Here is a 19141-nt window from a genome sequence, read left to right on the forward strand (position 1 = left end):
TTTTTTATATAGCGTAAGGAGCTGACGGTTGAAAGAAGGTTTACAACGTATAGAAGAAAGAAATAATATAGGAAGCAAAATGTAACGGATGCATTATTTGTTATAATAAAAATAAAACTACTTATTTCTTGAAAGGGTGACATGATGATATTAACGAATCGCGAAGAACAGCTTTTAGAAGAAATCTATAAATGGGAAGAGAGCTTACAGAGCGTAGAAGCAACTGAGATGGAGTTATTGTACGAAGAATGGTTAGAAAAAGGGCTTAACTTAATTCCTGCTTCTGTTCGTGAGACCTATTTACATAAAATTGATGAGGGACTCTTTCAGTTAACTGCATTAATTCAAGGTACGGAAATGCAAACTCAAGCGACAAAACGAATTATTGAAACCGCCCGTGTATTCAAAGAAGATATCACAGATCTGTCAGAAATGAATTCCCTTCAAGTAGATCAGCTTTCTTATATATGCGAACAGCAAATGGCCAAGCTGCGGTTGTATGCGCTGAGTCAAGGAGCACTTTCAGGAACCGGCCAATCGCTGCTAGTCGGTATTGATATACCCGCTGTTTTATGCATGAATATTCAAGCGGTGCAACAGGCAGCAATGAGCTACGGCTATCATATCCAGACTCCTTCAGAGCTTATGCTAACGCTAAAAGTTTTCCATGCAGCAACGTTACCTAGACACCTTCAGGCTGAGGGATGGCATCAATTAAAGAGTGAGCTAAGCCAAGAATTTGACCCGTATTTTTATGAAGGTGTTGATCAAATTGTAGATAAGACGTGGCTGCAAAAAATTGTTGTGCAAATTGGAAAAACGCTAGCTATATTTGCTGCGAAGCGAAAAGTTTATAATCGTTTGCCAATTGTGAGTATGATGGTTGGCGGAGGGATGAATTATCGAATGGCCAAACAAGTGACAGATTATGCGAAGCGCTTTTACCAATACCGCTATTTGCTGGATAAGAAAAACGAGTCTCATTAATTTTTCATGAGACTCGTTTTTTTGTCTATCCGTGAACTTTTTCTGATATTTCCTCATTTGTTCGATACCAAAGCCACAAATCATTAATAATAGAAGCAAGTTCTCCTATCTCGCTATTTAATTCACAGGAGCGGATAAAATTAGTCTCATCTTCTAACGCCGCTTGTTTTTGATTAATCCTCTTTTCTACAGATTGAATTTTGTCTGGAATTTGCCCTCGAATGGATTCCCATGTTAGGAGGATATCCTGCTGAACTTTTTCAGAATAGAATGTCCATTCTCTTTCAAGAGCAGGAATTTTTATACCGAGTCTGTTGTCATAAGTAAAAAAGCGCTCCATTTTTTCACCTCTTCCCTTCCATTTTATACAATGACAAAAGCCAGAGCTACTTTAAGTGAAAAATAAATCATTTATACTTGATTTATGCATATAAATATACAATGCATTTAAGGCAGGAATATTCATTCACGTCTATTTTTACAGTATTTTAAGAGCTTTCATCCTATTAAATTAAAAAAAACGTGAATTTATATACTTTTTTTTGAATAACTATTGAAAATAGATTAAAAAGTTGTTAAAGTAATAGTAGATTAAATGAATAAAAATTAAAACGGTTGTATTAATATATATATAATTTGTAGGAGGAATAGATGATGAGTAATCCAAAAGTTGTTTTAGCATATTCCGGAGGTTTAGATACATCAGTTGCAATTAAATGGTTACAAGAAAAAGGGTACGATGTGGTAGCTTGCTGTTTAGACGTAGGCGAAGGAAAAGATTTGAAATTCGTTAAAGAAAAAGCCTTAACAGTTGGAGCGGTATCGTCATATGTGATTGATGCAAAAGAAGAATATGCTAATACATTTGCATTAGCAGCACTTCAAGCACACACGTTATATGAAGGAAAATATCCATTAGTATCTGCACTATCTAGACCGCTAATCGCTAAAAAGCTTGTAGAAGTAGCAGAACAAGAAAATGCAGTAGCTGTCGCACATGGATGTACGGGAAAAGGAAATGACCAAGTGCGTTTCGAAGTATCAATTAAAGCATTAAATCCACACTTAGAAGTTTTAGCTCCTGTTCGTGACTGGAAATGGTCTCGTGAAGAAGAAATTGAGTATGCAAAAGAAAAGAATATCCCAATTCCAATTAACTTAGACAGCCCATTTTCAATTGACCAAAACTTATGGGGAAGAAGTAACGAGTGCGGCGTTCTTGAAGATCCTTGGGCAGCTCCACCTGAAGAAGCATATGACCTAACGGCTTCTCTTGAAAATACTCCGGACACAGCCGATGTAGTAGAAATTGAATTCGTTGAAGGTGTTCCAGTAGCATTAAATGGTCAATCTTATACGCTAGCTCAGTTAATTCTAGAATTGAATGAAATTGCAGGTAAGCACGGAGTGGGACGTATTGATCATGTAGAAAACCGTCTTGTGGGAATCAAATCACGTGAAGTATATGAGTGTCCAGCTGCTATGACATTAATTAAAGCACACAAAGAGCTTGAAGATTTAACATTAGTGAAAGAAGTAGCGCACTTCAAACCAGTGATTGAGAAAAAATTAACAGAAGTTATCTATGAGGGTTTATGGTTCTCTCCATTAACAAATTCCCTGCTTGCATTCTTAAAAGACACGCAGCAATATGTGAACGGAACAGTGAGAGTAAAACTATTTAAAGGGCATGCTATCGTAGAGGGACGTAAATCTCCTAATTCTTTATACAATGAAAAACTTGCAACATATACAAAAGAAGATGAATTTGATCACAATGCAGCAGTTGGTTTTATCTCATTATGGGGTCTTCCAACACAAGTGAGCAGCATGGTAAATCAAAAGAAGGTGACAACGGTATGACCAAACTTTGGGGAGGGCGTTTTACGAAACGCCCTGAACAATGGATTGACGAGTTCGGTGCGTCCATTTCATTTGATCAGCATCTTGTAGAAGAAGATATTGAAGGCAGTTTAGCACATGTAACAATGCTTGAGAAATGCAGCATTCTTTCTGGAGATGAAGCGTCACAAATTAAAAAAGGCCTTCAAACACTGCTTGAAAAAGCTAAGAAGAAAGAATTAACATTTTCTGCTCAATATGAAGATATTCATTTGAATTTAGAAAAGCTATTAATTGATGAAATTGGTCCGGTTGGAGGTAAGCTTCATACGGGTCGAAGCCGTAATGATCAAGTTGCTACAGATATGCACTTATATTTAAAAAAGCATGTTCAGCAAATTGTAGGACTGATCGAAAATCTAGAAGATGTGCTGCTTACAAAAGCAGATCAGCATGTCGAAACTATTTTTCCAGGCTACACACATTTACAGCGCGCGCAGCCGGTTTCTTTTGCTCATCATCTAATGGCTTATGTTTCAATGTTTAAGCGTGATGCTGAGCGTTATGCGGAATCACTAAAGCGTATTGATTTATCTCCTTTAGGAGCAGGAGCTTTAGCTGGTACGACATTTCCAATTGATCGTCATTACAGCGCGGAGCTTCTAGGCTTTAATGGAATTTATCAAAACAGTATGGATGCTGTCAGCGACCGTGACTTTATTTTAGAGTTTTTAAGCAACAGTTCTATTTTAATGATGCATTTATCTCGTTTTTGTGAAGAGTTAATTTTATGGTCTAGTCAAGAGTTTCAATTTATTGAAATGGATGATACGTATGCAACTGGCAGCAGTATTATGCCTCAAAAGAAAAATCCTGATATGGCAGAGTTAATTCGTGGTAAAACAGGACGAGTATATGGTCATTTATTTAGCTTGTTGACTGTGTTAAAAGGCACGCCTTTAACATACAACAAAGACTTGCAAGAAGATAAAGAAGGCATGTTCGATACGGTTACAACGATTGAAGGCTGCTTAACAATCTTTGCTGGCATGATTGAAACAATGACAGTAAAAACAAATGTTATGGAAAAAGCTACGAAACAAGATTTTTCAAATGCAACGGAGTTAGCTGACTATCTTGCTGCAAAAGGTATGCCGTTTCGTGAAGCACATGAAGTGGTTGGGAAACTAGTTCTCGTTTGTATTCAGAAAAATATCTACCTAATGGATTTGCCGCTCGAGCAATATAAAGAAGCGTCAGATTTATTTGAGGAAGACATCTACCATGTATTAAGTCCAAAAACAGCTGTTAATCGCCGCAATAGCGCGGGGGGAACAGGGTTTGAACAAGTGAAAAAAGCAATTCAACTAGCTAAAGATGAATTGCATGAAAAAGCTTCAATATAAAACAGTTTTCAAAACGTCCGCAGAAAATTCTGCGGGCGTTTTTTGATGTGAGATAAATGGTATAACTAGAGCAATTAAGAAGAAAATAGAAAAGATCATGTAAGGGATTATGAAATAAAGTTCACATTCGTAAAGAAAATAGAGTGAAAAAGGAGAAGTGACATATGAAAGACAAAAAACATCCGCAGCATGTATATGAATATGATTTTGAAGGAGAAAAAGAGACATCAAGACAGCTAATGGATTCTTATTCAAGCGGCGTTATTGGCGATGCTATGGCTTCTGTAGTTGAAAATCCAGAAGCAAAGAGCGATAACGAACTATATGAATAACTACATGCATATACTGTATATAAACTAAGAAAAGCAGGATTATGCTGAGCTCTATCGAAAGGTAACGTCATAGTAAATCCGGTTTTCTAAAGGATTTGGTGTGGCGTTCTTTTTTCAGTTAATCACTGATATAAGAAAAGAGGGATAAAGGTGAAAATTGGAGTGCCGAAAGAAGTAAAAAACAATGAAAATCGCGTGGCTATTACTCCAGCTGGTGTTACAGCTTTAGTTAACGGTGGGCATGATGTATATATTGAAACACAGGCAGGAGAAGGCTCTGGATTCCATGATGAAGATTACACAAATGCAGGAGCTTCTATTGTAAATACTGCAAAAGAAGCATGGGATGCTGAAATGGTTATGAAAGTAAAAGAACCGATTTCAGAAGAATACGGATATTTTCGCGAAGGACTTATTTTGTTTACGTATTTACATTTGGCAGCTGAAGAAGCGTTAACGAAAGCATTGATTGATAAAAAGGTGGTAGGCATCGCTTATGAAACTGTACAGCTTCCAAACAAAAGCTTGCCTCTGTTAACTCCGATGAGCGAAGTTGCAGGAAGAATGTCTTCTCAGATTGGAGCTCAATTTTTGGAGAAAACCAAAGGTGGCAAAGGGATTTTATTAAGTGGAGTTCCAGGCGTGCAAAGAGGAAAAGTAACGATTATTGGAGGAGGAGTAGCAGGAACCAATGCTGCTAAAATCGCGGTCGGATTAGGGGCTGATGTTACAATAATTGATTTAAACGCTGATCGCCTTCGCCAGCTTGATGATTTATTTGGTAAAGAAGTGACGACATTAATGTCAAATCACTACAATATCGCACAATCTGTAAAAGAGTCAGATTTAGTGATAGGCGCGGTTCTCATACCCGGAGCTAAAGCGCCAAAGCTTGTCACCGAGGAAATGGTTCAAACAATGTCAAAAGGGTCCGTTGTAGTTGATATTGCTATTGATCAAGGGGGAATTTTTGAAACAACTGATCGCATTACCACTCACGATAACCCGACTTATTCGAAGCATGAAGTCTTGCATTATGCTGTTGCTAATATGCCAGGAGCTGTTCCCCGCACGTCGACCTTAGCGCTGACCAACGTAACGGTGCCTTATGCTTTGCAAATAGCAAATCAGGGGTATAAAAAAGCGTGCTTAAAAAACCCTTCTCTTCTTCAAGGCATCAACACCCTAAATGGGTTTGTCACTTACGCGGCTGTGGCAGATGCACACGGTCTAACTTACGCTGATGCAACAACTTTATTAGAGCAAGCATAATAAGGCATGTTTTTGCGCAGTTTGTGATATGATAGCCGCGTATTCACTTGTTTTGTAACCAAAACAGACGGGTAGAATATAGAAAAGGTTAGTGTAAAAGGAGAGAATATATGATGCACGTTTCTTATCATGGACATTCTGTTGTTAAAATTGAAACAAAAGGAAAAACAATTTTAATTGACCCGTTTATCACTGGAAATGAATTAACAGATTTAAATGCTGAAGATGTAAAAGCAGATGTGATTTTACTGACTCATGGCCATAATGATCATGTAGGCGACACGGTGGAAATTGCTAAGCGCAGCGGTGCACTTGTTGTGGCAGTAGCAGAATTAGCTACATATCTTAGCTGGCAAGGCTTAAACGTACATCCAATGAGCATAGGTGGAGCCTATACATTTGATTTTGGTACGGTGAAATTGACCCAAGCTTTCCACGGTTCAAGTTATACAGAAAATAATGAGAAAATTATTTATACAGGAATGCCAGCTGGCTTGCTTTTAACGATTGAAGGAAAGACAATTTATCATGCTGGAGATACGGCTTTATTTTCTGATTTAAAGTTAATTGGTCGCCATGAGCCTGACGTAGCATTTCTTCCAATTGGAGATAACTTTACAATGGGACCTGAAGATGCGGCTATCGCAGCGGAATGGGTGCAGGCAAAGCTTGTTGTGCCAATTCACTACAATACATTTCCTGTAATTAAGCAAGATCCTCATCAATTTGTTGAGTCTTTATCCGGTATTGAAGGAAAAGTATTAAAAGTCGGAGAAGGATTGGAACTTTAATCATAAATAGAGGATGGGACAAAACGATTTCAGTTAAAGTTAAAAAAGAACGAGTAATCGATAATATCGATCACTCGTTCTTTTTTTATTGTTAAGGTGAACGTAGGTTTCACATTTGTTCATCTTTAGATTGAATCGATGCAGTTATGTCTTAATCTCTTTTTATTTGCAAAGAAACGTTCTGCTTTTTTTACTTTCCCGCATACGATAGTAATAATAAGGAGGGAGAGTTATGGAAAAAAATCGAGTTATTTTATCGCTTTTACTATGCGGAGTGATGCTTTACTATGCAATGCCGCACTTAGTGTTAACAACTTCGAATTTGCAAGGGATTTTTAGTATAAGCTGGCTTACCTTTGCTCTTTTTGTAGCCGGAGGCAATTTGTCATCACTACTTTATGCACCGCGCCGTAAAAAGGCAGGTATTCAAAAAAATAGTGCGAGAAAGCCTTTGCGTCAAAGAGGTTAGATTGAATCCATTTCACTTCCCCCGTATAATAAAAGAAAAGACATATGAAACGTAAAAACGTTTTAGAAGGGTGAAGTACACGTGGCGACAAAACATGAGCAAATTTTACAGTATATCGATTCGCTTCCAATTGGTGAAAAAATTTCAGTGCGCCAAATTGCCAAAGAACTGACTGTCAGTGAAGGCACGGCGTACCGAGCAATAAAAGACGCGGAAAATAAAGGATATGTTTCAACGATTGAACGAGTAGGGACTATTCGAATTGAACGAAAGAAGAAAGAAAACATTGAAAAGCTCACGTTTGCCGAAGTAGTAAACATTGTAGATGGACAAGTGCTGGGCGGACGTGAAGGTTTGCATAAAACGTTAAATAAGTTTGTTATTGGAGCGATGAAGCTTGATGCTATGATGAGGTATACCGAGGCCGGAAACCTTCTTATCGTAGGGAATCGAGTAAACGCTCATGAATTAGCCCTTGAAGCAGGCGCAGCCGTTTTAATTACGGGCGGCTTTGATACGGAAGAATGGGTTAAGAAGCTTGCGGATGATCTTAAGCTTCCTATTATTTCAACGAGCTATGATACATTTACAGTTGCAACGATGATTAATCGGGCTATCTATGATCAGTTGATAAAAAAAGAAATTGTGCTTGTAGAGGATATTTTAACACCCGTCTCTGAAGCGGTTAGCTTGCAGTTAACCGATACGATTGAAAAATGGCACGAATGTAACGATCAAACGCACCACAGTCGTTTTCCTGTAGTAGATCAGCATATGAAAGTTCATGGTATGGTTACCTCAAAAGATGTTATTGGATATGATCTTTCCACTTCGATTGAAAAAGTGATGACGAAAAATCCGATGACCGTTCACGGGAAAACATCGGTCGCTTCTTCCGCTCATATGATGGTATGGGAAGGGATTGAAGTGCTGCCTGTAGTGGACGATTACCACCGACTAGAAGGCATTATCAGCCGTCAAGATGTCTTAAAAGCGCTGCAAATGATTCAGCGTCAACCACAGGTAGGAGAAACCATTGATGACATTGTAACGAATCAATTTATGGACGTACAAGAGACAAAGGAAGCACCTGTCTATCGCTGTGAAGTAACGCCACAAATGACAAATTATATGGGAACTATTTCATACGGAGTTTTTACTACTATTGTGACGGAAGCTGCCAATCGTGTTCTGCGCTTATATAAAAAAGGTGATTTGGTTATTGAAAACATTACCGTTTATTTTATTAAACCGGTTCAAATTGAAAGTGTAATTGAAATTCGCCCTAAGCTATTAGAACTTGGTCGGAAGTTTGCTAAATTAGATGTAGAAGTCTACAACGCCGGAGTTGTAGTAGGAAAAGCGATGATGATGGCTCAGTTATTGGACAGAGTATAAAAAAAGAAGCTGGGACAAAAGTATGTTAGACGAAGTGAAAAACGAACCATTTATCAACCATGTTGATGAGTGGTTCGTTTTTTTTGTTAGGGTAAACGTAGGTTTCACCTGTTTAGATTCTTCTAGCCGTTGATTGGAGGGCAAGACGAAGACTCCCGCGGAAAGCGAAGTCTTGCACGGAAATCAACGGCGGTGTCTCAAGCGGTTCAGCTCATGTCTCCCATTTGTTCGTCTTTAGATTGGATTCCTCTCGTTATGCCTCAGCCTCTTTTACATTTGATCTGCTTCTTTTATTGCATAAGGCTGATAGTACTTATAAGCTTTGACACCTGCTATTATGCTACCTGAACCGAATAATACAAATAATATCCCGATGATAAGCGAAAGGTTTGTTTCGTAAATAAACCATTGATTGATCCCAAAAAATAATACAAAAGAGCCAAGACAAATACTCGATTTAGCGGAAATCCACTTTCGTTCCATTGGGCGTTTTGAACGTACGTATTTTACTTTTAAATACATGTAGAAAACAAAGGACACAACGATTAAAATCATAAAAAATGGCACAGACGCCCCTCCAGTCCGGTGTATTTCTAGCCGTAATGTTTCTAGATGCTAGTAATGCGTAGTGTTGAAAGTGTTTACAGTAGTATCTATTATTTTACAGGTCAATAACAGAAAATTCTACTATTGATTGATTCTTCTTTTAAAAAGGAGAAGAGATATGATTTAATAAAGATTATGGATACAGCGCTGTGGAAATATAAGTGCATGTGGTACGTACATAAAACAAGAACAGTATTGACAGGAGAGAGAAAATGAAAGCACAAATATTAGAAGCTATTAAGCAGTTTGACACCATCATTATTCACAGGCACATTCGTCCAGATCCAGATGCATACGGATCTCAGTGCGGATTAGCGGAATTGTTAAAAACATCTTTTCCGGAGAAGAAGGTATACGTAACGGGAGAAGAAGCGGAGTCGTTAAAATTTTTATACCGTATGGATGATATCGCCGATGACACCTATGAAGATGCGCTTGTCATCGTTTGTGATACGGCGAATGAAGCGCGTGTATCAGATCAGCGCTACGCAAGTGGAAAAATGATCATTAAAATCGATCACCATCCGAATCAAACTCCTTACGGTAATTTACTTTGGGTTGAGACGTCTGCTTCTTCAACAAGTGAAATGATTTATGAATTTTACTTGGAAGGAAAAGAAAAGGGGTTAGCTCTTAATGATGAAGGAGCAAAGTTAATTTTCACTGGTATTGTCGGTGATACGGGCCGATTTTTATTTCCAAATACAAAGCCGAAAACGTTTTGCTATGCAAGTGAATTGATTCAATATGGCTTCAATTTTAAGGATGTATATGATCAGCTATACAAAACAAAAGAAAGCGTCGCTCACTTACATGGATATGTGCTGCAAAACTTCACGATGTCTCCAGCGGGAGTTGCTCACATGAAAATTCCGAATGAAATTCTTCGCAAATATGATGTGACACCTGCTGATGCCTCTCAGCTAGTCGGCTCGTTAGGACAAATTGATGGAGTGAAAACGTGGGTATTTTTTGTAGAAGAAGAAAATCAGATTCGGGTCCGCCTGCGTTCAAAAGAGCTTGTGATTAATACAATTGCTAGAAAATACAACGGAGGAGGCCATCCTCTTGCGTCCGGCGCTTCCATTGACTCATGGGAAGAAGTAGAGCCTTTACTACTTGATTTAGAAGAGCTCTGCAGTCAGGAGTAATCTGTAAAATAAGCCGTTGATTTTAAATCAGCGGCTTTTTATAGTACTTTTTCCATCTTTTTAATTCGAACTTCAATCGAAAGCGTTGTATAAAAATAAATTTGATGAACTTCAACTTCATAAATCGTTTTATCGAATTCGTATTTTTTGTTTTCAATTGCTTTTTTTAAGATATCCCTGCTTCGATACGCACTTTCAATATCTTGGGCAATTAAGTGCTGCGCTTCTTCGTCGACGCTTTTTTGAATATTGTATTCCACCACAGAGTTTACTTTATAACGATGGCCGTTCACTAATTTTACTTTCACATTTTGAATAATCAAATGCTGCTTCATTTCCTTGTTTAATGCTTTTACATCTTCTTGCCATGCGCTAATTTGCAAATTTGCTTTTTTTAGCTTATCATTAGCAATTCGAATCTCCTCTAGCTCTCTATCTCTTGAAACGCCGTAAATTGTTAAAAACACTCCCCAGCTGACAATTGCTCCAATGACAATACCGGCAAAAAAACGCTGCCAGTCGGAGCGCTTGAACATTCGCTCGCTGGGTACTCTCATACAAAATGCTCCTGCGTTAACCACTTGATGATCAGAGCTCCGGTCTGAGCTCCTCCCATAGCGGATAGAATTAAAAGAATTTGTTTGAATACATCTTTTGTCGCTCCTTCAAAGAGTCCTCGCTCAAAGCTGTAAAACGTATCAAATGTTCCTCCGATGGCTCCGACAATTGCCCAGATTTTTAAGCTATTGCTGAGGGTATGCATAACGTACAGGGGAGATTTTCCAATTAAGAACCCCGCAAATGCTCCGATTAATGAACCGCCTAAAATAATACCTAATGAAGTAAAGTAACTCCAAATGAAAAGAGACATAAAAGGCTCTTTTGTCATGACGCGTCCTCCTTTACTATTTTATTGATAACTCATGCTTCCTACATATATATGGACAAACGTTCAGAGTTATGTAATTTGTCTACGCCCGCAACAAAATTTATAATGAGAATAAAGAATTAAAGAAAGGTGGGAAGTCCTGTGCCTTTTGTTCACTTACAGCTTCAAAGTTCTTATAGCTTACTAAGCAGTTCCGTTCGTATTCATGAACTTGTAGAAACAGCTAAAAAAATGAACTATGAAGCGATTGCTTTGACCGATGAAAATGTAATGTACGGAGTCATTCCTTTTTATAAAGCCTGCGTGAAAGCGGGGATTAAGCCGATTATTGGGCTTACACTATCAATTTTGGAACATGAAGAAAGCGAGCAAGCGTATCCTTTAGTTTTGCTAGCAGAAAATGATAAAGGCTATGAAAATCTATTAAAACTAAGCAGCTTAGTTCAAACAAAGGAAAAACACGGTGTAAAGAAAAAATGGCTCCAGCATTATAGCAGCGGGTTGATTGCTATTACACCTGGCGTAAGGGGAGAAGTAGAAACTCTGCTAGCAGAAAACAAACTTCAAGATGCAAAGCGAGTGCTTCAATTCTTTAAAAAAGTATATTCTCAGTCTTTGTATATATCTATACAGCGCCACGGACAGGATGAAGCTTTGATAAACCAGCAGTTAACGGAGCTTGCTGCTGAAGAAAATGTCCCGCTCGTAGCAACGAATCAAGTGAAATATTTAAAAAAAGAAGATCGGGACGCATATGATTGCTTAGCGGCTATTCGAGACGGAGAGAAATTACATAGCGGTGAACAGGTGCAAGAAGAAAGCAGCGAGTACTATTTTAAATCACCTCATGAAATGGAAGTTCTCTTTCATGATCAGCATTTTTTAATAGAAGAAAGTATAAAAATCGCAAGACGATGCGAGCTTAAAATTTCTCTAGGCGTCATGTCTATTCCAAAATACCCTGTTCCTCCGTCAGTTACATCATCAACCTACTTACGCACTCTTTGCGAGAAAGGACTGCAAGAAAGAGTTCAAGTGATCACGGAACAATACCAGAAACGCTTAGATTATGAGCTGAACATTATTGAAAGTATGCGCTTTAGCGATTACTTCCTTATCGTGTGGGATTTTATGAATTATGCTCATGAACATGGTATTTTAACAGGTCCAGGTCGTGGCTCAGCGGCGGGCTCACTAGTTTCATACGCCTTACGAATTACAAATGTTGATCCAATTCAGCATCAGCTTCTCTTTGAGCGCTTTTTAAATCCTGAACGTATTTCGATGCCTGATATTGATATCGATTTTCCTGATAATAAACGGGATCAAGTCATTCAGTATGTGGCTCAAAAATATGGAGCGCTGCATGTAGCTCAAATTATTACATTTGGAACATTAGCGGCTAAAGCAGCCGTACGTGATGTAGGAAGAGTGATGGGATTTGATCAAGAGGCGTTAAATAAAATGTCTAAAGCGATTCCAACTAAACCAGGTACAACGTTAAAAAGCGCTCTTCGTGATTCAAGAGTTCTTCAAACTTATTTAGCAGAAAATGAAGCCAGAAAGCAATGGTATAACATTGCCATGAAGATAGAAGGACTGCCAAGGCATACTTCCACACACGCAGCAGGCGTTGTGATCAGTGAGAAGCCGCTGACGCAATCTATAGCTGTACAAGAAGGACATGATGATGTATATCTGACTCAATATCCAATGGAAGCTCTGCAAGACGTTGGGCTTTTGAAAATGGACTTTTTAGGTTTGCGTAACTTAACCATTTTAGATCACATTTTAAAGAAAATTGAGCGGGATATGAACCAAAAACTGTCACTGTCTCGTATTCCATTTAACGATCAGAAAACTTTTGAACTGCTGAGCAAAGGAGATACGACGGGGATTTTTCAGCTAGAGTCAGATGGAATGAGAAGGGTTCTTCAGCAATTAAAACCTACAGAGCTAGAAGATATTGTAGCAGTTAACGCGCTGTATAGACCCGGTCCGATGGAAAATATTCCAACCTATATTAAGCGCAAGCACGGAGTGGAGAGCGTCATATATGACCATCCCACGCTTCAAGGCATTTTACAATCCACCCATGGCGTTATCGTGTATCAGGAGCAAATTATGCAGATTGCTTCAAAGATGGCCGGTTTTTCTCTTGGAGAAGCAGATTTATTGAGAAGAGCAGTTAGTAAAAAAGAACGATCCGTGCTTGATCGTGAACGAGCACATTTTGTTCAAGGAAGCGAGAAGAAAGGATATGACCTATCCGTTGCTAATCGAGTATATGACCTTATTGTGCGCTTTGCTGATTATGGCTTCAACCGGAGCCATGCCGTTGCTTACAGTATGGTGGCCTATCAGTTAGCTTATTTAAAAACACATTATCCGCTACAGTTCTTTTCAGCGTTGTTAACGAGCGTTATTGGAAACGAAGGGAAAATTGCTCAATATATTAATGAACTCAAAAGAAAAAAAATACAAGTTCTCCCACCTTCTATTAACAAGAGCATGTATTCGTTTAATGTAGAAGGTGAAAGAATAAGATATAGCCTTGCAGCGATTAAACATATTGGTGCGGCAGCTATGCAGGAAATAACAGAAGAGAGAAAGAAAAAAAGATTTGAAGACTTATTTGATTTTTGTGCACGTGTTTCACCAAAAGCCGTGAATAAAAAAGCGCTTGAAGCTTTGATTTTGTCCGGAGGCTTTGATGAATTTGGAGAAAATCGAGCAACTTTATTAGCAACCATTGATGTAGCATTTGAACATGCAAGCTTGGTCCTCCCTGATGATGACTTTGGATTTGGAGCTGAATTTTCGTTAAAGCCTAAATATATGGAAAAAGAGGAACTGAAAATAGAAGATCGGCTTCAGTATGAAAAAGATATGCTAGGTTTTTATTTATCAAGCCACCCTGCTTCTCAGTATGAAGCACTGAATTCCTTTTATTCTGTTGTTTCTCTTCACGATATGAAAGAACACGCTTCAGGAAAAGCGGTCTCTCTTTTAGTATTTGTGTTGGAAATTCGCGTCATTCGCACGAAAAAAGGAGAGCAAATGGCCTTTTTGCGCATTACGGATGAAAGTGGAGAAGGAGAAGTTGTTGCGTTTCCCCGCGTATTTGAGCAGAATCGTCTGCTGTTTGAACAAGGTAAGGTTTTACTGATACACGGAAAGATAGATGAAAGAAATGGGCAGCAGCAAATTGTTTGTCAACGTGCTGAAGCTGCTAGCAAAGCGGTTCAAAAATTACCGTCAGAAGAATTGTACTTACGTATAGAAACAAAGCAAGGTACGGAAAAGCTGCTTCATACTATTTATCAGCATTTTCAGTCTCATAGAGGGAAAATCCCCGTGAAAATTTATTATGAGGCAGAACGCCAATTGGTCAAGCTTCCTGTTCACTATTCTGTTGAACGAAGCGATGAGTTGATCAAAACGTTAAAAGCAATGCTTGGAGAGAAGCACGTTGTGTTCAAGAAGATATAGTCTTTACAGATTTCATGTGATGTTATATGGTAAAATAGTTAAAAAAGTGGTCTGACCACCGTTTTTTTATAAAATATACGAATTAGATGCGTTTTTCTTGAAATGAAATGCAATTGGATTTATAACATCATATGAGTGTGGGAAAGAACATGGTTCAGGCGCAGTATTTGTTATCATTTTGTTTATTGGGAGTGAAATTCATTGTCTTTACGTGAAGAAGCATTGCATATGCACCGCATTAACAAAGGTAAACTAGAATCAAAGTCCAAAATTCCTGTTCGAAACGCAGAGGATTTAAGCCTTGCTTATTCCCCTGGTGTAGCAGAACCTTGCAAAGAAATATATGATGATGTAAACAATGTATATGAATATACGATGAAAGGAAATATGGTAGCTGTTGTATCTGATGGCACTGCCGTATTGGGCTTGGGCAATATAGGCCCTGAAGCTGCTCTGCCAGTAATGGAAGGGAAAGCTGTCCTTTTTAAAAGTTTTGCCGGCGTAGATGCATTCCCAATTTGTTTAAACACGACAGATGTGGACAAAATTATAGAAACTGTTAAATTGCTAGAACCAACTTTTGGAGGCGTTAATTTAGAAGATATTGCGGCTCCTAACTGTTTTGAAATTGAAGAGCGGTTGAAAAAGGAAACAAATATCCCGGTTTTTCATGATGATCAGCATGGGACGGCTATTGTTACGGTAGCGGGTCTTCTTAATGCCCTGAAGCTGACAGGAAGAAAAATGTCACAAATCAAAGTAGTAGCGAATGGAGCAGGAGCTGCTGGCATTGCTATTATTAAATTATTATACAGCTATGGAGTGCGCGATATTATTATGTGTGATTCCAAAGGAACGATTTATGACAAGCGTCCTCACGGCATGAACCGTATAAAAGATGAAGTTGCAGCCTATACAAATCGAAGCAAAGTAGAAGGTACGTTAGCCGATGCGTTAGAAGAAGCTGATGTATTTATTGGAGTTTCGGTTGAAGGAGCACTCACATCGGAAATGATTGGAAAGATGAATCCAGACCCAATCATTTTTGCAATGGCAAATCCAGTGCCTGAAATTATGCCAGAAGAAGCTAAAAAAGCTGGCGCGAAAGTAATCGGCACCGGACGTTCAGATTTTCCTAATCAAGTGAACAATGTCTTAGCGTTTCCGGGGATATTCCGAGGTGCACTGGATGTGCGTGCTACTCATATTAATGAAAAAATGAAAATGGCTGCAGTTGAGGCCATTGCTAATTTAATTACGGAAAAGGACTTGAATACAGACTATGTGATTCCAGGGCCATTTGATGCACGAGTGGCTCCGGCAGTAGCCGCAGCTGTTGCAAAAGCAGCTATGGAAACAGGCGTTGCCCGAATAAAAGTAAAGCCAGAAGCCGTAACTGAAAATACACGCCGTTTAGCGATTATTGAATAAGGTTACATCAACTGTTCTTTGACAGGCATGATGCTTCAAGCATGCCTGTTAAAGTAATGTAAAGTGAGTGGTAATAAACTTGAAGAATGAACGTTCAAAAGTATATGTAGAAATTCTAAAACAAATTCGCCAGCTAATGGAAGATGATCGTTTAACTACGGGTGATAAAATCCCGTCAGAACGAGAGCTTTCTGAACGGTTAGGCGCAGGACGTTCTTCCGTTCGAGAAGCGCTCAGAGCGTTAGAGCTAATTGGATTGATTGAAACTAGAAGAGGTGAAGGTACGTTTATTAAAGAAGTGGGAGATCATCAATTTATTGATTTATTAGCTACTTTTTTAATACAAGACGGCAAAACAAAGTCAGACTTAATTCAGACGAGATATATTCTGGAAAAAAGCTGTTTGTTTTCTGTTTTAGCGGAACAGAACAAAATCAATGTTTCAAAAGTAATTCAAAAGCAGAATGACGATCGCTTAAAGAACTTGTTTGACTATTTGTTTTCTTTGCAGCCTAATCGGCTATTGCACCGAATTTGGCTGATTATTTGCCGTTTTTCTCAAACCTTTCAACAAAACTCAGCGCCAAGCGACACTCTTATAAATGAATTAGTAGAGGCGCTAGTTAAAAAAGATGAAGCAGCTGTATTAAATCTTCACCATCAGTGCTACAAACAAGTGTGAAAGAAGGAATTTGTCGAAAGAGACATGCCATCTTTCTACACAAAATCAAACCGTCATCTAGTAAAGTAAATAGCAACTAATAAAGTGAAGCGAATAATTCATCCAATTTTTTCTTATATGTCGCTTATTTTTGCGTTTGAGACGGGCTTTCATAACGTGTAAAGTAGAAGAAGAGGAAGAAGAAAGGTTCTTATGTTAAAGAAAAGAACCAAAAGGAGGTTACACCTTGTTACGAGATTTATTTACAAAAAACACAAAAACTCCAAAAAAACGAAAATATGCTACGATTCCTTCTGAGCATATGAGACAAGATGTACCTGAAGGGATTATGACCAAGTGTAAAAAGTGTAAGAAAATCATGTATACAAAAGAGTTAAATAAAAACTTAAAAGTATGCTTAAACTGTGGATATCATCATCAAATGACAGCACCAGAGCGTATTGAAAGCTTGATTGACAGCGGTACGTTTGTTGAATACGACAAAGATATGACGTCAGAAAATCCTCTTGGGTTCCCTGATTATCTTGAAAAGCTCGAAAAAGATCGTGAGAAAACTAATTTAAGTGAAGCGATTGTTACGGGTGAAGGAGATATTGAAGGAATTAAAGTAGTGGTTGCTGTTATGGATTCACATTTCCGTATGGGAAGCATGGGTTCTGTAGTAGGTGAGAAAATTACTCGCGCCATTGAAAAAGCAAAGGAAATGCATGTCCCATTCCTTATTTTTACAGCTTCAGGCGGTGCACGTATGCAAGAAGGTGTTCTGAGCTTGATGCAAATGGCTAAAACTAGCGCAGCCCTTAAAATGTTCAGTGACGAAGGCGGCTTAATCATTTCGATCATGACACATCCTACTACGGGAGGAGTGTCAGCAAGCTTTGCTTCGCTAGGCGATTATAATTTAGCCGAGCCGGGCGCGTTAATTGGCTTTGCTGGAAGACGTATTATTGAACAAACAATTAGAGAAGAGCTTCCAGAAGATTTTCAGACGTCTGAATTTCTGTTGAAGCATGGTCAATTAGATGGAGTTATTGACCGTCACGATTTAAAAGACACGTTAACAACTATTTTAGATATACACGTAGCAGGAGGTGACATCGAGTGGTAAGTGAATTAGAGTTTGAACGTCCAATTGTTGAGTTACGAAACAAGATTGCAGAACTGAAAGAGTTTGCTAAAAATACAGAAGTGGATTTATCTAGCGAAATTGATAAGTTGGAAAAGCGCTTAGAAAAAGTAGAAAACGATATTTACAATCATCTAAGCCCGTGGAACCGTGTTCAAATTGCTCGTCATCCTGAGCGTCCTACAACACTCGATTATATTACTCGCTTGTTTACAAACTTTTTAGAGTGTCATGGCGATCGCTTTTATGGAGATGATGAAGCAATCGTAGGAGGAATTGCCAAGTTTAATGGCGTGCCTGTTACCGTGATTGGACATCAGAGAGGTAAAGATACGAAAGAAAATATTCGTCGTAATTTTGGTATGCCTCATCCTGAAGGCTACCGTAAAGCACTGCGTCTAATGAAGCAAGCGGAGAAATTTAACCGCCCAATTATTTGCTTTATTGATACAAAAGGAGCTTATCCAGGAAAAGCTGCAGAAGAACGCGGACAAAGCGAAGCTATTGCGAAAAATCTTTTCGAAATGGCTGGCTTAACTGTACCTGTTATTTGTATTGTCATTGGAGAAGGAGGAAGCGGAGGAGCCTTGGCATTAGGTTTAGGAAATCACCTTCATATGCTTGAGAACTCGACGTATTCAGTTATTTCTCCAGAAGGAGCGGCTGCCATTCTTTGGAAAGATTCTTCTCTTGCGAAAAAAGCTGCTGAAACGATGAAGATTACAGCACCAGATTTGAAAGAACTGGGTATTGTAGATGAAATGGTTTCAGAGGTAAAAGGCGGAGCTCATCGAGATATCGATGCACAAGCTGGATACATGGAAAGCATTATTAAGAAGTCATTAAAAGAACTGATGAATTTATCAAAAGAAGAGCTAGTGGAGGAGCGTTATTTAAAATACAAAAAAATCGGACAATTTGCAGCTGAAAACGATGCCATTACTATAAAATAAAGAAACGTGCACTCTTGAAAAATAAGGGTGCGCGTTTTTGTGCGGTTTGTATAGCCCTTCTCTATTGTGTTTACAAGTTCTTCGTGGTATTTTATAGACAGCAAAAACCTTTAAGTAAAAGTAGAAAAAGAGTGTTTTTAAAAAAATTCCTATGGTTATTAGCAGCTGTGCGAGCGTTTGTCTTTTCTCTAAAACGTGAGATATATAAGACAAATCAGGCAGCAAGTATTGCTGTATGAATTGCAGGGAATAGTAAAACAAGAAGCAAACGATGAAGAAATTCATCGTTAAAGTGCTGTGTATTTGTTTGCTAT

The 19141-nt window shown here is 38.5% G+C and carries 18 protein-coding genes; 14 read left to right on the forward strand and 4 right to left on the reverse strand.

Annotation, left to right across the window (positions count from 1 at the left end; genetic code table 11):
• Nucleotides 1-144 precede the first annotated feature (144 nt).
• Nucleotides 145-987, forward strand: a complete 843-nt coding sequence (locus tag ACH6EI_RS00555) for an EcsC family protein (protein ID WP_028411795.1) — start codon at nt 145-147, stop codon at nt 985-987.
• A 25-nt stretch (nt 988-1012) separates the two neighbouring features.
• On the opposite strand, the gene ACH6EI_RS00560 is transcribed toward ACH6EI_RS00555, so the two are convergent.
• Nucleotides 1013-1327 carry a hypothetical protein gene (locus ACH6EI_RS00560; protein WP_099331323.1) on the reverse strand — a complete coding sequence of 105 codons (315 nt, stop codon included), beginning with the start codon at nt 1325-1327 and terminating at the stop codon, nt 1013-1015.
• A gap of 314 nt (nt 1328-1641) precedes the next feature.
• Here ACH6EI_RS00560 and ACH6EI_RS00565 point away from each other — a divergent pair, with 314 nt between their 5' ends.
• From ACH6EI_RS00565 to ACH6EI_RS00595, 7 genes are all read left to right on the forward strand, one after another.
• Nucleotides 1642-2850, forward strand: coding sequence for an argininosuccinate synthase (locus ACH6EI_RS00565; RefSeq protein WP_033579611.1), 1209 nt, complete (start codon nt 1642-1644; stop codon nt 2848-2850).
• A complete protein-coding gene (gene argH / locus ACH6EI_RS00570) occupies nt 2847-4235 on the forward strand; it encodes an argininosuccinate lyase (protein ID WP_014458026.1) in 1389 nt (462 codons plus the stop codon). The genes ACH6EI_RS00565 and argH overlap by 4 nt, the downstream gene beginning before the upstream one ends.
• Nucleotides 4236-4399: 164 nt before the next feature.
• Entirely contained in the window at nt 4400-4567 is a 168-nt protein-coding gene (locus ACH6EI_RS00575; protein ID WP_165573745.1) for a hypothetical protein, read from the forward strand.
• A gap of 150 nt (nt 4568-4717) precedes the next feature.
• Nucleotides 4718-5839, forward strand: a complete 1122-nt coding sequence (gene ald / locus ACH6EI_RS00580) for an alanine dehydrogenase (RefSeq protein WP_014458028.1) — start codon at nt 4718-4720, stop codon at nt 5837-5839.
• Between the two features lie 113 nt (nt 5840-5952).
• Nucleotides 5953-6630 carry a metal-dependent hydrolase gene (locus ACH6EI_RS00585; RefSeq protein WP_028411792.1) on the forward strand — a complete coding sequence of 226 codons (678 nt, stop codon included), beginning with the start codon at nt 5953-5955 and terminating at the stop codon, nt 6628-6630.
• Nucleotides 6631-6862: 232 nt separating this feature from the next.
• Nucleotides 6863-7099 carry a hypothetical protein gene (locus ACH6EI_RS00590; RefSeq protein WP_028411791.1) on the forward strand — a complete coding sequence of 79 codons (237 nt, stop codon included), beginning with the start codon at nt 6863-6865 and terminating at the stop codon, nt 7097-7099.
• Between the two features lie 81 nt (nt 7100-7180).
• Nucleotides 7181-8497 carry a CBS domain-containing protein gene (locus ACH6EI_RS00595; protein ID WP_028411790.1) on the forward strand — a complete coding sequence of 439 codons (1317 nt, stop codon included), beginning with the start codon at nt 7181-7183 and terminating at the stop codon, nt 8495-8497.
• Between the two features lie 270 nt (nt 8498-8767).
• Here the strand turns inward: ACH6EI_RS00595 and ACH6EI_RS00600 are convergent, their stop codons facing one another.
• Nucleotides 8768-9064 carry a YtpI family protein gene (locus tag ACH6EI_RS00600; protein WP_028411789.1) on the reverse strand — a complete coding sequence of 99 codons (297 nt, stop codon included), beginning with the start codon at nt 9062-9064 and terminating at the stop codon, nt 8768-8770.
• 251 nt (nt 9065-9315) lie between these two features.
• On the opposite strand from ACH6EI_RS00600, the gene ACH6EI_RS00605 reads away from it, so the two are divergent.
• The gene (locus ACH6EI_RS00605) at nt 9316-10254 is read left to right on the forward strand and encodes a DHH family phosphoesterase (protein WP_108674332.1); all 939 of its coding nucleotides are present in this window, start codon (nt 9316-9318) and stop codon (nt 10252-10254) included.
• 38 nt (nt 10255-10292) lie between these two features.
• Here the strand turns inward: ACH6EI_RS00605 and ytrI are convergent, their stop codons facing one another.
• Both ytrI and ytrH read right to left on the reverse strand, forming a co-directional pair.
• The gene (gene ytrI / locus ACH6EI_RS00610; protein WP_014458035.1) at nt 10293-10811 is read right to left on the reverse strand and encodes a sporulation membrane protein YtrI; all 519 of its coding nucleotides are present in this window, start codon (nt 10809-10811) and stop codon (nt 10293-10295) included.
• A complete protein-coding gene (gene ytrH / locus ACH6EI_RS00615; protein ID WP_013059455.1) occupies nt 10808-11143 on the reverse strand; it encodes a sporulation membrane protein YtrH in 336 nt (111 codons plus the stop codon). The genes ytrI and ytrH overlap by 4 nt, the downstream gene beginning before the upstream one ends.
• 141 nt (nt 11144-11284) lie before the next feature.
• On the opposite strand from ytrH, the gene dnaE reads away from it, so the two are divergent.
• The 5 genes from dnaE (at nt 11285) to accA (ending at nt 18827) form a co-directional block, all read left to right on the forward strand.
• Complete coding sequence (gene dnaE, locus ACH6EI_RS00620; protein WP_108674331.1) at nt 11285-14635, forward strand: DNA polymerase III subunit alpha; 3351 nt, start codon at nt 11285-11287, stop codon at nt 14633-14635.
• A 201-nt stretch (nt 14636-14836) separates the two neighbouring features.
• Complete coding sequence (gene ystJ / locus ACH6EI_RS00625) at nt 14837-16066, forward strand: NADP-dependent malic enzyme (RefSeq protein WP_397376788.1); 1230 nt, start codon at nt 14837-14839, stop codon at nt 16064-16066.
• A 79-nt stretch (nt 16067-16145) separates the two neighbouring features.
• The gene (locus tag ACH6EI_RS00630) at nt 16146-16748 is read left to right on the forward strand and encodes a FadR/GntR family transcriptional regulator (RefSeq protein WP_028411785.1); all 603 of its coding nucleotides are present in this window, start codon (nt 16146-16148) and stop codon (nt 16746-16748) included.
• Nucleotides 16749-16974: 226 nt separating this feature from the next.
• A complete protein-coding gene (accD, locus tag ACH6EI_RS00635) occupies nt 16975-17856 on the forward strand; it encodes an acetyl-CoA carboxylase, carboxyltransferase subunit beta (protein ID WP_028411784.1) in 882 nt (293 codons plus the stop codon).
• Nucleotides 17850-18827 (forward strand): acetyl-CoA carboxylase carboxyl transferase subunit alpha, encoded by a 978-nt coding sequence (gene accA, locus ACH6EI_RS00640; protein WP_098999240.1) that lies wholly within the window; start codon nt 17850-17852, stop codon nt 18825-18827. The genes accD and accA overlap by 7 nt, the downstream gene beginning before the upstream one ends.
• The last annotated feature ends 314 nt before the right edge of the window (nt 18828-19141 follow it).

The organism is Priestia sp. JSM ZJ58, assembly GCF_044383985.1.
In the GTDB taxonomy this organism is placed as follows: Bacteria; Bacillota; Bacilli; order Bacillales; family Bacillaceae_H; genus Priestia; species Priestia zanthoxyli.

What these genes read in the sequence shown, in the direction of transcription:
- ACH6EI_RS00605 (WP_108674332.1), top strand. Translation starts at nt 9,316, where the DNA reads ATGAAAGCACAAATATTAGAAGCTATTAAGCAGTTTGACACCATCATT.
- ACH6EI_RS00560 (WP_099331323.1), bottom strand. Translation starts at nt 1,327, where the DNA reads ATGGAGCGCTTTTTTACTTATGACAACAGACTCGGTATAAAAATTCCT.
- ACH6EI_RS00585 (WP_028411792.1), top strand. Translation starts at nt 5,953, where the DNA reads ATGCACGTTTCTTATCATGGACATTCTGTTGTTAAAATTGAAACAAAA.
- ACH6EI_RS00590 (WP_028411791.1), top strand. Translation starts at nt 6,863, where the DNA reads ATGGAAAAAAATCGAGTTATTTTATCGCTTTTACTATGCGGAGTGATG.
- ACH6EI_RS00555 (WP_028411795.1), top strand. Translation starts at nt 145, where the DNA reads ATGATATTAACGAATCGCGAAGAACAGCTTTTAGAAGAAATCTATAAA.
- ytrH (WP_013059455.1), bottom strand. Translation starts at nt 11,143, where the DNA reads ATGACAAAAGAGCCTTTTATGTCTCTTTTCATTTGGAGTTACTTTACT.
- ytrI (WP_014458035.1), bottom strand. Translation starts at nt 10,811, where the DNA reads ATGAGAGTACCCAGCGAGCGAATGTTCAAGCGCTCCGACTGGCAGCGT.
- ACH6EI_RS00575 (WP_165573745.1), top strand. Translation starts at nt 4,400, where the DNA reads ATGAAAGACAAAAAACATCCGCAGCATGTATATGAATATGATTTTGAA.
- argH (WP_014458026.1), top strand. Translation starts at nt 2,847, where the DNA reads ATGACCAAACTTTGGGGAGGGCGTTTTACGAAACGCCCTGAACAATGG.
- ACH6EI_RS00565 (WP_033579611.1), top strand. Translation starts at nt 1,642, where the DNA reads ATGAGTAATCCAAAAGTTGTTTTAGCATATTCCGGAGGTTTAGATACA.